At 69.2% G+C, this 13,727-nt stretch carries 13 protein-coding genes; 6 read left to right on the top strand and 7 right to left on the bottom strand.

Annotated elements, in window-relative coordinates:
* The first annotated feature begins 55 nt into the window (after positions 1-55).
* Positions 56-562, top strand: coding sequence for an LURP-one-related/scramblase family protein (locus tag ACFWBQ_RS09480; RefSeq protein WP_385485883.1), 507 nt, complete (start codon positions 56-58; stop codon positions 560-562).
* Positions 563-722: 160 nt separating this feature from the next.
* On the opposite strand, the gene ACFWBQ_RS09475 is transcribed toward ACFWBQ_RS09480, so the two are convergent.
* Complete coding sequence (locus tag ACFWBQ_RS09475) at positions 723-1,514, bottom strand: carbon-nitrogen family hydrolase (protein ID WP_385485881.1); 792 nt, start codon at positions 1,512-1,514, stop codon at positions 723-725.
* A 198-nt stretch (positions 1,515-1,712) separates the two neighbouring features.
* Here ACFWBQ_RS09475 and ACFWBQ_RS09470 point away from each other — a divergent pair, with 198 nt between their 5' ends.
* Positions 1,713-2,537 carry a maleylpyruvate isomerase family mycothiol-dependent enzyme gene (locus ACFWBQ_RS09470; RefSeq protein WP_385485879.1) on the top strand — a complete coding sequence of 275 codons (825 nt, stop codon included), beginning with the start codon at positions 1,713-1,715 and terminating at the stop codon, positions 2,535-2,537.
* A 75-nt stretch (positions 2,538-2,612) separates the two neighbouring features.
* Here ACFWBQ_RS09470 and ACFWBQ_RS09465 read toward each other — a convergent pair whose 3' ends face one another.
* A complete protein-coding gene (locus ACFWBQ_RS09465) occupies positions 2,613-3,920 on the bottom strand; it encodes a nitrate/nitrite transporter (protein ID WP_385485877.1) in 1,308 nt (435 codons plus the stop codon).
* Entirely contained in the window at positions 3,917-4,600 is a 684-nt protein-coding gene (locus tag ACFWBQ_RS09460; RefSeq protein ID WP_385485875.1) for a GntR family transcriptional regulator, read from the bottom strand. Before ACFWBQ_RS09460 ends, ACFWBQ_RS09465 begins: the two co-directional genes overlap by 4 nt.
* A 231-nt stretch (positions 4,601-4,831) precedes the next feature.
* On the opposite strand from ACFWBQ_RS09460, the gene ACFWBQ_RS09455 reads away from it, so the two are divergent.
* Entirely contained in the window at positions 4,832-5,731 is a 900-nt protein-coding gene (locus tag ACFWBQ_RS09455) for a D-alanyl-D-alanine carboxypeptidase family protein (RefSeq protein ID WP_385485873.1), read from the top strand.
* A gap of 78 nt (positions 5,732-5,809) precedes the next feature.
* On the opposite strand, the gene ACFWBQ_RS09450 is transcribed toward ACFWBQ_RS09455, so the two are convergent.
* From ACFWBQ_RS09450 to pdhA, 3 genes are read right to left on the bottom strand one after another with little or no spacing between them, the layout of a single operon-like run.
* On the bottom strand, positions 5,810-7,210 hold the full coding sequence (locus ACFWBQ_RS09450; protein ID WP_385485871.1) for a dihydrolipoamide acetyltransferase family protein: 1,401 nt from the start codon (positions 7,208-7,210) through the stop codon (positions 5,810-5,812).
* 11 nt (positions 7,211-7,221) lie between these two features.
* Positions 7,222-8,202: an alpha-ketoacid dehydrogenase subunit beta gene (locus tag ACFWBQ_RS09445; protein ID WP_385485869.1), complete on the bottom strand. Its 981-nt coding sequence runs from the start codon at positions 8,200-8,202 to the stop codon at positions 7,222-7,224.
* 2 nt (positions 8,203-8,204) lie between these two features.
* A complete protein-coding gene (gene pdhA / locus ACFWBQ_RS09440; protein WP_385485867.1) occupies positions 8,205-9,353 on the bottom strand; it encodes a pyruvate dehydrogenase (acetyl-transferring) E1 component subunit alpha in 1,149 nt (382 codons plus the stop codon).
* A 347-nt stretch (positions 9,354-9,700) separates the two neighbouring features.
* Between pdhA and ACFWBQ_RS09435 the strand changes: the two genes are divergently transcribed.
* The 3 genes from ACFWBQ_RS09435 (at position 9,701) to ACFWBQ_RS09425 (ending at position 12,015) form a co-directional block, all read left to right on the top strand.
* Positions 9,701-10,360: a response regulator gene (locus ACFWBQ_RS09435; protein WP_385485865.1), complete on the top strand. Its 660-nt coding sequence runs from the start codon at positions 9,701-9,703 to the stop codon at positions 10,358-10,360.
* Positions 10,361-10,505: 145 nt separating this feature from the next.
* Positions 10,506-10,958 carry a pyridoxamine 5'-phosphate oxidase family protein gene (locus ACFWBQ_RS09430; protein WP_385485863.1) on the top strand — a complete coding sequence of 151 codons (453 nt, stop codon included), beginning with the start codon at positions 10,506-10,508 and terminating at the stop codon, positions 10,956-10,958.
* Positions 10,959-11,016: 58 nt separating this feature from the next.
* Positions 11,017-12,015 (top strand): phosphotransferase, encoded by a 999-nt coding sequence (locus tag ACFWBQ_RS09425; protein WP_385486471.1) that lies wholly within the window; start codon positions 11,017-11,019, stop codon positions 12,013-12,015.
* A gap of 14 nt (positions 12,016-12,029) precedes the next feature.
* Here the strand turns inward: ACFWBQ_RS09425 and ACFWBQ_RS09420 are convergent, their stop codons facing one another.
* Complete coding sequence (locus ACFWBQ_RS09420; protein ID WP_385485861.1) at positions 12,030-13,601, bottom strand: protein kinase; 1,572 nt, start codon at positions 13,599-13,601, stop codon at positions 12,030-12,032.
* Positions 13,602-13,727 lie beyond the last annotated feature (126 nt).

The raw sequence follows: 13,727 nt of genomic DNA, 5'->3' as shown, positions 1-13,727 counted from the left end.
CAACATCACCTCGCCCTGCGCGCATTCCGGTGGGGCGTCGGGGAACCTGTGATCCATGAGACTTCTCGTACGTGAGCGCCTGTTCGCCGTCGGCGACGACTACTGGATCGAGGACACGGACGGGCGCAAGCTCTTCCTCGTCGACGGCAAGGCCATGCGGGTCCGCGACACCTTCGAGCTCAAGGACACGGACGGCCGGGTGCTGGTCGAGATCCGTCAGAAGCTGCTCAGCCTGCGCGACACCATGATCATCCAGCGGGACGGGGAAGAGCTCGCCAAGGTCAGGCGGAAGCGGCTCACGCTGCTGCGCAACCACTACCGGGTGACCTTGGTGGACGGCACCGAACTCGACGTCAGCGGCAAGATCCTGGACCGCGAATTCGCTGTGGACTACGACGGCGAACTGCTCGCCCAGATCTCCCGGCGATGGCTCACCGTCCGGGACACGTACGGCATCGACATCGTGCGCGAGGACGCCGACGCATCGCTGCTCATCGCGGTGGCGGTGTGCGTGATCGTCCTGGCGGACAAGGAGCACGACAAAGAGCTCGGCGACGGCTGACGGCCGGGCGGGCTGTTTCACGTGAAACGCCCGCACGCCCGGGGTGCCCGCACACCTGGAATGCCCGCACGCCCCGCGCGCTCGCCTGCCCGCCCGCACGCCCCGGGGCGCCCGCACGCCCAGGCATCCCGCACGCCCGGGATGCCCGCCCGCGCCTGCTTCAGCGCGGCGGAGCGAGACCCAGACGCCGGTCCTTGAGTGCCGGGAACTGCTCTCGCGTGGCAGCCGTCCTCGCAGGGTCGAATTCCACGGTGAGCACCTCCTCCGCGGCTCCCGCTTCGGCGAGCACCTCACCCCACGGGTCGACGACGATGCTGTGCCCCGCCTGCTCGATCCCGGCGTGGGTACCCGCCGAGCCGACGGCCAGGACGTACGCCTGGTTCTCGACGGCCCGGGCCTGCGCCAGCAGCGTCCAGTGCGAGCGGCGGCGCTCCGGCCAGCCGGCCGCGACGACCAGCGTTTCGGCACCCGCGTCGACCAGGCCCCGGAACATCTCCGGAAAGCGCAGGTCGTAGCACGTGGCAAGACCGAGTGTGGTCTGCGGCAGGGCGACCGTGACGAGCTCCTCGCCGGCGCCCATCATCACCGCCTCGCCCTTGTCGAAGCCGAAGCGGTGGATCTTGCGGTAGACGGCGGCCCGCTCGCCCTGGGGCGAGAAGACGAGCGAGGTGTTGTAGAGGGTCCCGTCATCGGCCCGCTCGACGAAGGAGCCTGCGTGCAGCCAGACCCCGGCCTCGGCCGCAGCCTTCGCCATCACGTCGTGGGTGGGCCCCTGGAGCGGTTCGGCCTCGTCGGCGAAAGCCGTGTAAGCGAAGGCGCCGACCGGCCAGAGCTCGGGGAGAACCACCAGATCCGCCCCCGTCTGGGCCACGACCAGCGAAGCTGCGCGCTCCCTGCGGGAATGGATGGATTCGTCCGGGTCTACTGCGATCTGGATGAGGGAGGCGCGCACACTACCACCGTCCTGGCATTCGAGCCGTCAACACGGGCCTACGATCGTCACACGAAAGCACTGCCGGGGTGCCTGCTCGCAGCGTAACTTAGCGAGCGAACCTCCCACGCAGCCCGCAGACAGCGCCGTCGGTGCCGGCCAGCCGCCGGCACTCCCTGCACTCCAGCCCATGCACCGCAGAACCGCACGAGGGGTCCCGTGACCGTCCATCCCAGCCTCCAGACCTACGCCGATGCCTGGACCCAATCCGTCGAGTCGATAGCCGAGCTGGTGAAGCCGCTCGGCGAGGGGGAGTGGAACCGCCGTACGCCCTGCCCAGGCTGGTCGGTGCGCGACATCGTCTCGCACGTCATCGGCATGGAGTGCGAGCAGCTCGGCGATCCGCGCCCGATCCACACGCTGCCGCGCGACCTCTACCACGTGCAGAACGACCACCAGCGGTACATGGAGATGCAGGTCGACGTGCGGCGCCACCACACGGCGCCGGAGATGACCTCCGAGCTGGAGTACACGCTCATCCGGCGCATGCGTCAGCTGCGCAACGAGACGCGGCAGCCCGAGACCCTGGTGCGGGCGCCGCTGGGTGCCGAGCAGACGCTGGAACTGGCACTGCACATGCGGGCCTTCGACGTCTGGGTCCACGAGCAGGATCTGCGCACGACGCTGGGTCAGCCGGGCAATACGGACTCCCCCGGCGCGCTGATCACCCGGGACACCCTGCTGGCGGCACTGCCCGATGTGGTCGCCAAGGACGCGGGCGCGCCACCCAACTCGGCGGTGGTGTTCGACGTGCACGGCCCCGTGGAATTCCTGCGCACGGTCCGCGTCGACGGGGACGGACGCGGTTCGGTCGACGGTGCGCCGTCACTGGGCCCGGCGGCGACGCTGTCGATGGACTGGGAGACGTACTACCGCCTGGCCTGCGGCCGGGTGCGCCCGCACGCGGTGGAGGACCGGATCAAGGTCGACGGCGACCAGGATCTGGCGGCGAGCATCCTGCAGCACTTCGTCGTGACGTCGTAGCCGTAGTTCCGTGGCGCTGTGACCGGCGGCGCCCGTCCGTCGAAGGACCGGGACGGGCGCGCCGCCGGGGCGCGGTCACGCGGGTACGTGCACGGCTTCCACCCGGCTGACCACGTGATGGTCGCGTTCCCTGTGCGTGGCACTGGCGTGCAGCCGCAGGATCTGCAGGACCCCGAGCGCCTCCAGGACAAAGACCGAGGCGAACGCGATGCGGTAGTTGTCACCGGTCGCGTCCAGCAGCACGCCGACCGCGAACAGCGTGGTCATCGAGGCGACGAACCCACCCATGTTGACGATCCCCGACGCGGTGCCCTGGCGCTCCGGCGGATTGGCCGGCCGGGCGAAGTCGAAACCGATCATCGACGCGGGTCCGCAGGAGCCCAGCACCACACACAGGGTGACCAGCAGCCACATCGGTGCCCGGTCACCCGGGTAGAGGATCGTGGACGCCCAGAGCAGGGCGGTGACCGAGACCGTGCCGAGGGCCAGCGGGGTGCGCGCCCCGTGGTGGCGTGCGATGACCTGTCCGTAGACGAGCCCCACCACCATGTTGGAGAGCACCACCAGGGTGAGCAGTCCACCGGCGGTGCCTCTGCTCAGCCCCTGCGCCTCCACCAGGAACGGCATACCCCACAGCAGCAGGAAGACCATCGCGGGGAACTGGGTGGTGAAGTGCACCCACATGCCGAGCCGGGTGCCCGGCTCCCGCCACGCGGCGGCGATCTGCCGCCGCACGTACGCGGCGCCCGCGTGTTCGGCGGGCGGCGGTTCGTGGCCCTCGGGGTGGTCCTTCAGGAAGAGCAGCAGCAGCACCAGCACCACGACGCCGGCGACCGAACTGCCCACGAAGGTCGTGGTCCAGCCGAACCCGTGCAGCGCACGGGCGATGAAGAGGGTCGAGACGAGGTTGCCCGCCATGCCGAACAGCGCGGCGACCTGGCCGATCAGCGGCCCGCGCCGGGCGGGGAACCAGCGGGCACCGAGCCGCAGCACGCTGATGAACGTCATCGCGTCGCCGCAGCCGAGCAGGGCGCGGGAGGCGAGCGCCGTTTCGTACGAGGGGGAGAGCGCGAAGCCGAGCTGTCCCAGGGTGAAGAGCGCCGCCCCGATGGTGAGGACCCTCTTGGTGCCGAGCCGGTCGACCATCAGGCCGACGGGTATCTGCATGCCCGCGTAGACGAGCAGCTGGAGGATGGAGAACGTCGACAGCGCCGAGGCATTGACGTCGAACCGGTCGGCGGCGTCGAGCCCTGCAACGCCCAGGCTCGTACGGAAGATGATGGCGACGAAGTAGACGGCCACCCCGACGCCCCAGATCCTGGCGGCACGCCGGCCGCCGGGCGGATCGCCGGGCAGGGGGAGGGTGGGGACGGCGGACGTCACCGGTCATCACCCCGGACCAGCACCTTGACCCGGCTGACGTGGCGGCGCACGACCTGCGCGGCGCCCTCCGCGTCACCGGCCCTGATGGCGTCCAGCAGCTCGCCGTGCTCGGTGAGGTTGGCGGCGATCCTGCCGGGGTGCGCCTCCATCACGGCGACGCCCATGCGCAGTTGCCGGTCGCGCAGCTGGTCGTAGAGACGCGAGAGGATCTCGTTGCCCGCGTGCCGCACGATCTCCGCATGGAAACAGCGGTCCTTCACGGATACGGCGGCCAGATCCCCCTCCTCGGCCAGCTGCCGCTGTTCCGCCAGCAGCTGTTCGAGCCGGGCGATCAGCTGCGCCGAGGCGGGGACGGCCTTGCGGGCTGCGAACTCCTCGACGAGCAGCCGGGTCTCCACGACGTCCGCGATCTCCTGTGCGGAGACGGCGAGCACCAGGGCACCCTTCTTCGGGTAGAGCTTGATCAGCCCTTCGACCTCGAGACGCAGCAGCGCCTCCCGCACGGGTGTGCGGGATACTCCCACGGCCTCCGCCAGGTCGCCTTCGGTGAGGAGCGTGCCGCCCTCGTAACGGCGGTCGAGGACCGCCTCCTTGATGTGCGTGTACACGCGCTCGGCGGCGGGGGGCTGCTTCGCGGAGGTCTGCGGGGGCTGGACGGGGGCAGGGGGCGCGGCAGGCATGCACACAGCATAGATACAACATGCACCCATGGCGGGAGCCGTCCGCGATGCGGGACACCCCGGGGCCCGCCCGGCCTGTCCTTCCGGATGGCCTGTCCTTCCGGATGACCTGTCCGTCCGGATGGCCGAAATCACCCGCGCGCGGGTACATCCATCCACGGCCCTCGGGAGTCTCACCACCGAGCGGCACCCTTATGTGGCCGCATTTCAGCGGCATTTGGAGCGTTTGACTTGAAACTCGGTCTTAAGGGCATAAATCGCGCAACCGTTTCCGCCACCGTGGTCCTTACCGCGGGCGCCGTCCTCACGGGCAGTGCGTTCGCCTCCACGGCACAGGCTGCAACTTTGCCCACGCCCACGATCACCGCCAAGGGCGGCTTCGTGATGGACAACGGCACCGCGAAGACGCTCTACGGCAAAACCGCGGACACCCGCCGCTCCACCGGCTCCACCACGAAGATAATGACCGCCAAGGTGGTGCTGGCACAGAAGAACCTGAACCTGGATTCCAAGGTCACGGTCCAGAAGGCCTACAGCGACTACATCGTTTCCAAGAACGCCTCCTCGGCCCGGCTGATCGTCGGCGACAAGGTGACGGTTCGCCAGCTCCTGTACGGGCTGATGCTGCCGTCCGGCTGCGACGCGGCGTACGCCCTGGCCGACAAGTTCGGCTCCGGCACCACCCGCGCGGCCCGCGTGAAGTCCTTCATCGGCAAGATGAACGCCGATGCGAAGGCTCTCGGCCTGAAGAACACCCACTTCGACTCGTTCGACGGCATAAGCAGCGGATCGAACTACTCGACGCCCCGTGATCTGACGAAGATCGCCAGCGGTGCGATGAAGAGCTCCACGTTCCGCGCGATCGTGAAGACGAAGTCGACGAAGCAGAAGGTCACGACGAAGAGCGGCGGCTACCGCTACATGTCGTGGTCCAACACCAACCCCCTGCTCGGCGGCTACACCGGCGCGATCGGTGTGAAGACCGGCTCCGGCCCGACGGCCAAGTACTGCCTGGTCTTCGCCGCGACCCGCAACGGCAGGACCATCATCGGCACGGTCCTCACCTCGACCTCCTCCACCACCCGGAGCGCGGACGCGAAGAAGCTCCTGGACTACGGCTTCAAGAAGTAGCCCCGGATACTCCAGAACGGAGAAAGGGGCCTCCCGCATGATGCGGGAGGCCCCTTTCTCCGTCTGTGCAAAGGCTCGCTAGGCCCAGGTGATCAGGCGCTTGGGCTGTTCCAGGATCGCAGCGACGTCCGCGAGCACCTTGGAGCCGAGCTCGCCGTCGACCAGCCGGTGGTCGAACGACAGGGCCAGCGTGGTCACCTGGCGGGGCTTCACCTTGCCCTTGTGGACCCATGGCTGGAGCTTGATGGACCCGACCGCGAGGATCGCGGACTCACCCGGGTTCAGGATCGGCGTACCCGTGTCGACGCCGAAGACGCCGACGTTCGTGATGGTCACCGTGCCACCCGCCATGGCTGCCGGGGACGTCCTGCCCTCGCGCGCCGTGGAGACCAGCTCGCCCAGTGCCGCGGCCAGCTGGGGAAGGGTCTTGTCGTGCGCGTCCTTGATGTTCGGCACGATCAGTCCGCGCGGGGTGGCCGCGGCGATACCCAGGTTGACGTAGTGCTTCTGCACGATCTCCTGGTTGGCCTCGTCCCAGGCCGCGTTGACGTCCGGGTTGCGCTTGATCGCGACCAGGAGCGCCTTGGCGATGATCAGGAGCGGGTTGACCCGGACTCCCGCGAGATCCTTGTCCTCCTTGAGCTCCGCCACCAGCTTCATCGTGCGCGTCACGTCGACGGTCACGAACTCGGTGACGTGCGGCGCCGTGAAGGCGCTGCCGACCATGGCCTGCGCGATGGCCTTCCGTACGCCCTTGACGGGGATACGGGTCTCCCGGGCGCCCTGCACGGTCTCCACGGTGGGAGCGGCGGGAGTGACCACCGGCGCCGGCGCGGCGGGTGCCACGACAGCCGCCGGCGCAGCCGCGGCGTGGACGTCCTCGCGGGTGATGACACCGCCCTCACCGGTAGGCGTGACCGTCGCAAGGTCGATGCCCAGATCCTTGGCCAGCTTGCGCACCGGCGGCTTGGCGAGCGGGCGGCTCTCCACCACCGCGGCACCGTGGCCGTTGATCTCGGCCTGGATCGCGGCGGCCGCCGGACCCGGGACCTCGACGCCCTTACGGGCGCGGCGCTTGGTGGAGGCCTCGGCCACGCCGTAGCCGACGAGCACCGGCTGACGGCCCTTGGGCGCCTCCGGCTCCGCCTTCGCCACGGGCTCCGGAGCGACGCCGGCAGCGGCTTCCGGAACGGCCGGGGCGTCACCGCTGCCGGGCGCCACGTCCACCGCGATGATCACCTCGCCGACATCGACGGTCGTGCCCTCGGGGAAGCGCAGCTCGTGCACCACCCCGTCGAACGGAATCGGTAGTTCCACGGCGGCCTTCGCCGTCTCGACCTCGCACACGACCTGGCCGTCGGTGACGGTGTCGCCGGGCTGGACGAACCACTTGAGGATTTCCGCCTCGGTCAGTCCTTCGCCCACATCGGGCATCTTGAACTCACGGAAGCGAGCGGACGTTTCGGTCATCGTCGTCACGATCCCTCTCCTCAGTACGCCAGCGAGCGGTCGACGGCGTCGAGCACCCGGTCGAGACCCGGCAGGTACTCGTCCTCGAGCCGGGCCGGCGGGTAGGGGACGTGATAGCCGCCGACCCTCAGTACCGGTGCTTCGAGATGGTAGAAGCAGCGCTCGGTGATCCGGGCGGCGATCTCGGCCCCGGAGCCGTAGAACACCGGCGCCTCGTGGACCACCACGAGCCGGCCGGTCTTCTCGACCGACGCCTGAACGGCGTCGAAGTCGATCGGGGACATCGACCGCAGGTCCAGGACCTCGAGCGACTTTCCCTCCTCCTGCGCGGCGGCGGCCGCCTCCAGGCAGACCTTCACCATCGGGCCGTACGCGACGAGCGTGAGGTCGGAGCCCTCACGGGCCACGGCGGCCTTGTGCAGCGGGCCGGGGATGGACTCGGTGTCGAGCTCCCCCTTGTCCCAGTAACGCCGCTTCGGCTCGAAGAAAATGATCGGGTCGTCGCTCTGCACGGCCTGCTGCATCATCCAGTAGGCATCGCTCGCGTTGGACGGCGAGACGACCTTCAGGCCCGCGACGTGCGCGAACAGTGCCTCGGGCGACTCACTGTGGTGCTCGACGGCACCGATGCCGCCGCCGTACGGGATACGGACGACGACCGGCATCTTGATCTTGCCGAGCGCGCGTGCGTGCATCTTGGCGAGCTGCGTGACGATCTGGTCGTACGCGGGGAAGACGAAGCCGTCGAACTGGATCTCGACGACCGGGCGGTAGCCGCGCAGTGCCAGGCCGATCGCCGTGCCGACGATGCCGGACTCGGCGAGCGGGGTGTCGATGACCCGGTCCTCGCCGAAGTCCTTCTGGAGCCCGTCCGTGATGCGGAAGACCCCGCCCAGCTTGCCGACGTCCTCACCCATGATGAGGACCTTGGGGTCGGTCTCCAGTGCCTTGCGCAGCGACTCGTTGAGCGCCTTCGCGATGGACATCTTCTCAACGGCCATGGCTAGTTGCCCTCCTCGGCGAACGATGCCTGGTAGGCGGCGAACTGCGCGCGCTCCTCGTCGACGAGCGGGCTGCCGTCGGCGTAGGCGTGGTCGAAGATCGCCAGCCGGTCCGGGTCGGGCATGGCCCGCACCGCTTCGCGTACCCGCTTGCCGAGCGTCTCGCTCTCCTCCTCCAGCGCGGCGAAGTATGCCGCGTCGGCGAGGCCCTCGTTCTCCAGGTACGTGCGCAGCCGAAGGATCGGGTCCTTGGCCTCCCATGCCACCCGCTCCTCGTCCGCCCGGTACTTGGTCGGGTCGTCGGAGGTGGTGTGGGCACCCATCCGGTAGGTGAACGCCTCGACGAGGGTGGGGCCCTCACCGCGGCGGGCACGCTCCAGCGCCGACCTGGTGACGGCCAGACAGGCCAGCACGTCGTTGCCGTCGACCCGGACACCAGGGAAGCCGAAGCCCTGTGCGCGCTGGTAGAGCGGCACTCGGGTCTGCTTCTCGGTGGGCTCGGAGATCGCCCACTGGTTGTTCTGGCAGAAGAACACCACGGGGGCGTTGTAGACGGCGGAGAAGGTGAAGGCCTCCGCGACATCGCCCTGGCTGGAGGCGCCGTCACCGAAGTACGCGATCACGGCCGAGTCCGCGCCGTCCTTGGCGACGCCCATGGCGTAGCCGGTGGCGTGCAGGGTCTGCGAGCCGATGACGATCGTGTAGAGGTGGAAGTTGTTGGTCGTCGGGTCCCAGCCGCCGTGGTTCACGCCACGGAACATCCCGAGCAGATTGGTCGGGTCGACCCCCCGGCACCAGGCGACACCGTGCTCCCGGTAGGTCGGGAAGACGTAGTCGTCGTCGCGCAGCGCCCGGCCGGAGCCGATCTGCGCGGCCTCCTGGCCCAGCAGCGAGGCCCACAGGCCCAGCTCGCCCTGGCGCTGCAGTGCGGTCGCCTCGGCGTCGAAGCGGCGGGTCAGAACCATGTCGCGGTACAGACCGCGCAGTTCCTCGGCGCTCAGGTCGATCTCGAAGTCCGGGTGCTCGACGCGCTCGCCCTCGGGCGTCAGCAGCTGTACCAGCTGGGGCTCGGAACTCTGTGGCGTCTTCGCGGCGCTGGTCCGCTTGCTGGCGCGTCGCGGTTTGCGCGCGGCAGTGCTTTCCACGGTCACGTGCGTGCTCCTCCGTCGGTCCGGCCCCCGGGATGGCCGGGAAGCCAGTGCGGCTCGCCTGTGTCCGGACCCGTGCACGGGGTGGGTGCCGCTCGGCCGGGAACAGGCGTGACAGGTGCCCCGGCGAGCGCCCTGTTGTAGGCACGTTACCCAGTGCACCGCATAACTGCGAAACACCTTGTGACCTGCGATTTTGCTTGGATTTCCAAGTAAATCGAAAAAATCGCGAAGTCTTGCTGGTCACAGCACTGGTAACAGCCTTGCAGGCCGCCGGAACAACGGCACGTTATCCCGGCCGACACCGCCAGGGAAGGGCAGACAGGAAAGGAATGTGTGAGACTTCGATTGTGCCTGAAGACGGAAAAATCACGGTATTTCTGCTCGATGATCACGAGGTGGTCCGGCGCGGAGTTCATGAGCTGCTCTCCGTCGAGGAGGACATCGAGGTCGTCGGAGAGGCGTCCACGGCCGCTGACGCACTCGTACGCATCCCGGCAACACGGCCGGATGTCGCCGTCCTGGACGTGCGGCTGCCGGACGGCAGCGGGGTGGAGGTCTGCCGCGAGGTCCGCTCGAAGGACGAGTCGATCAAATGCCTGATGCTCACCTCGTACGCCGACGACGAGGCCCTCTTCGACGCGATCATGGCCGGCGCCTCCGGATATGTGCTGAAGGCGATCCGCGGCAATGAACTGCTGAGTGCCGTACGGGACGTGGCGGCCGGAAAATCGCTGCTGGACCCGGCGGCCACCGCGCGGGTGCTGGAGCGGCTGCGCGAAGGGAAGAACGGCAAGGGCGACGACCGGCTCTCCGGCCTGACCGACCAGGAGCGCAGGATTCTCGACCTGATCGGCGAGGGGCTGACGAACCGGGTCATCGGCGAGCGGCTGCATCTGGCGGAGAAGACCATCAAGAACTACGTCTCCAGCCTGCTCGCCAAGCTGGGTATGGAGCGGCGCTCGCAGGCCGCGGCGTACGTGGCCCGGCTCCAGGCCGAGAAGCGCTGAGCGGCCCGGCTCCGGGCCGGGAAGCGCGTAGCGGCCCGGCTCCCAGGCCGGGAAGCGCGGAGCGGCCCGGCCGGGACTTTGGTCCCGGAATGCCTGGGGCGGCCGACTCTTACCCGGCCCCTACAGGTGCCGGACAGTGGGACGCATGCTCTCTTCCCGTCCCTCCGACGAACTCCGCGCCATCGCATTGCTCGGCAGCGTCCGCTACGGCCGGCTGGCCGCAAGTATGCGTGCCCTGCCCTTCCTGGCCGTGGCCCGTCACCTGGTGATCGAGGGCCGTATCGTCCTGCGGATGCACAGGGGGCTCGGCTATCACGAGTCCTGCGACGGGAGCGTCATCGCCTACGGGGCGGACAACTACAGCTCCCGCACGGACCTCACGTCCGACGAGGAGGACCTGTGGTCGGTACAGTTCACCGGCCCCGCCGAAATCGTGCACCCGGCCCCCGGCCAGCGGGAACTCTTCGGTGCCGGCCCCGCAGAGGTGAATGGCGAAACCTTTGATCCGGTGTACCTCCGGCTCGATCCGCACGTCGTGCGTATGCACACTGTGAGCATCGACGCAAGTCAGCGAAATCAGCCACTCAGCGTCACCTAACATGTGGCGAGTGCTGCGCTCATCTGTGACCCTCCCGCCTGTTCCGCCGGTCGGCGAGGTGCTGCGCCGCTATCCGGGCGCCGGTGAACCGCTCGCCTGCGAACCGCTCACCAAGGGCCTGCTCAACCACGGCTACCGCATCTCCACCACCCGCGGTGCGTACTTCCTCAAGCACCACCTCGACAAGCATCACCTCGACGACGCCAGCGGCGACCACGCCACCATCGTCCGGCAGCACCGCGCGACCCAGCAGCTCCACTCCCTGGGTGTACCGGTCGCCCCGCCCCTCGCGGACACGGAGGGTGACACCGTCACGGTGATCGACGGTCAGCACTATGCCCTGCACCCCTGGGTGGACGGTCTCCACCGGAACGGCGCCCAGCTGACGACCGCCCAGTCGCAACGGCTCGGGGCGCTCCTCGGAGCCGTACACACGCATCTGGAGCAGGTCATGGAGGCGGACCCGCCGCCTCCCCTACGGGGGCAGAGCCCCGATCCCGCCGACACGTTCGCGCTGATCGACGACCTGCTGGCGGCCGCGCGCGGCATGGGCCCCCGGGACGCCTTCGACGAACTCGCCGTGCACCGCCTCGTCGAACGCCGCGCTCTGCTGGAACAGCACGCGCACCGCCGCCCGCCCACCCCGACGGGGCCGGCCAGGGGATGGGTGCACGGCGACTTCCATCCGCTGAATCTGCTCTACCGGGGTGCCGACCCCGTCGCGATCGTGGACTGGGACCGGCTGGGCGTCCAGCCGCGCGCCGAGGAGGCCGTGCGGGCCGCGGCGATCTTCTTCGTCCGGCCGGACGGGGAGCTGGACCTGGAGAAGGTACGGGAGTACGCACGCGCCTACCGGCGGTCGGCCGGTGCCGGAGCGGCCGAGCTGGCGGCGGCGGTGCACCGCGTGTGGTGGGAGCGGCTGAACGACTTCTGGATACTGCGCTGGCGCTACCGCCTGCACGACCGCAGGGCCGACCCGCAGTTTCCTGCGGTGTCGGCCCTGGCGGTGTGGTGGACGCGGGAGTACGAGGCGGTGTGCGAGGCCTTCACGGGGTGAGGCCCCGCGGGTGGCTACGGGGTGGTGCCTGTGGTGGTCTCGCCCGCGGCGCCCTGGTCCGTGCCTCCGTCGTCACCGCCACCGCCCGGAGTGCCCGGATCCGTCGCGGGATCGGTCGGCTCGGTGGTCGCTCCGCCGTCCCCGCCCTCATTGGTGTTGCCGTCGGACGTGCCGGTGTTCGTGCCCGGCGACGACGTGGGCTCGGACGGCGTCTCCGTGGGCTTGGTCGGCTCCTGGGACGGGGTCCACGTCGGCTCTTTGGTGTTCCACGTCCGGCCGCCCGAGGAGTCGCTCGGTTCCTCGGTCTCCTCCGTCTGATCGTCCGTCGGGTCCGGGGATGCCTCCGACGCGGACGGGGAAACCGAGGTGGACGGGATGGTCGGTGTCTTCTTGTGATTCGCGTCGTTCGCCGCGTTGACGGCGAACGCGACACCCGCGCCGATCGCGATCAGAGCCAGCAGCACGAACAGCCACATCTTGCCGCGACCGCCACCTGCGGGATGGCCGCCGGCGTACGCCCCGTCATCGGGGTTCCTGGGCGGCAGGATCGGGCCCTGCGAGGTGTCCCCGTGCATCGGGTGCCCCATCGCCGCCGTACCGCCGCCGATGTTCATCGCCGCGGTGTGGCCGCTGTCGTGCGTCACGACCGGGCCGGTGTTCCACGTGCCCGTGTGACCACCCTGGACCTGGAGCATCTGCAGGCTGTACTGGACCAGGCCGCGCATCTCCTCCGCACTCTGGAACCGGTCGTCCGGGTCCTTCGCGAGCGAGCGCATGACCAGGCCGTCCAGCTCCGGCGGCACGGCGTTCGAGACCTCGGAGGGCGGCACCGGAATGTCCTGGACATGCTGGTACACGACGGAGAGAGGAGTCTCACCGGTGAACGGCGGTCGCAGGGCGAGGAGTTCGTAGAGCAGGCAACCGGTGGCGTAGAGATCGGACCGGTGGTCGACCGCCTTGCCGAGCGCCTGTTCGGGGGAAAGGTACTGAGGCGTACCCATGACCATGCCCGTCTGGGTCATCGTCGACTGGGCGCCGTGCAGCGCGCGGGCGATGCCGAAGTCCATCACCTTGACCGCACCGGAATGCGTGATGATCACGTTCGCGGGCTTGATGTCACGGTGCACGATGCCGTGCTGATGCGAGTACGCAAGCGCTTCCAGCACACCCGAGACGATGATCAGCGCCTGCTCGGGCGGCGGGGCCTCGGCGTTGAGCAGCAGATCGCGGATGGTGCGGCCCTCGACCAGCTCCATGACGATGTACGGGACGGTCGCACCGCCCACGACGTCCTCGCCGGAGTCGTACACGGCCACGATCGCATGGTGGTTGAGGCCCGCCACCGACTGCGCCTCGCGCGTGAAGCGGGCCTTGGAGACCGGGTCCTCGGCGAGATCGGAACGGAGCAGCTTCACCGCGACCGTACGTCCCAGACGGACGTCCTCCGCGGCCAGGACCTCTGCCATACCGCCGCGGCCCAGCCGGTGGGTCATGCGGTAACGGCCGTCCCCGACCACACCGCCGACGATCCCGGAGTCGGTGCCATCCGAGAATCCGCCGCCGTTTGCTTCGGGTTCGGGTGCCATCAGTCCTCGCCGTCGTATCTGTCCGCGCTTCCGCGCGTTCTCACGGTGCCTTGCTGCATTGCCACGTCACGCTACAGCCTCTGCCGGACCCACCGTTTCCGAGAGGGACGGGTCATCCAATCGGCT

The sequence above is a fragment of the Streptomyces sp. NPDC060035 genome (assembly GCF_042736635.1).
Lineage (GTDB): Bacteria > Actinomycetota > Actinomycetes > Streptomycetales > Streptomycetaceae > Streptomyces.
This window is presented reverse-complemented; position numbering and strand designations above follow the sequence as displayed.

What these genes read in the sequence shown, in the direction of transcription:
- ACFWBQ_RS09480 (WP_385485883.1), top strand. Translation starts at nt 56, where the DNA reads ATGAGACTTCTCGTACGTGAGCGCCTGTTCGCCGTCGGCGACGACTAC.
- ACFWBQ_RS09460 (WP_385485875.1), bottom strand. Translation starts at nt 4,600, where the DNA reads ATGCCTGCCGCGCCCCCTGCCCCCGTCCAGCCCCCGCAGACCTCCGCG.
- ACFWBQ_RS09445 (WP_385485869.1), bottom strand. Translation starts at nt 8,202, where the DNA reads ATGGCCGTTGAGAAGATGTCCATCGCGAAGGCGCTCAACGAGTCGCTG.
- ACFWBQ_RS09430 (WP_385485863.1), top strand. Translation starts at nt 10,506, where the DNA reads ATGCTCTCTTCCCGTCCCTCCGACGAACTCCGCGCCATCGCATTGCTC.
- ACFWBQ_RS09420 (WP_385485861.1), bottom strand. Translation starts at nt 13,601, where the DNA reads ATGGCACCCGAACCCGAAGCAAACGGCGGCGGATTCTCGGATGGCACC.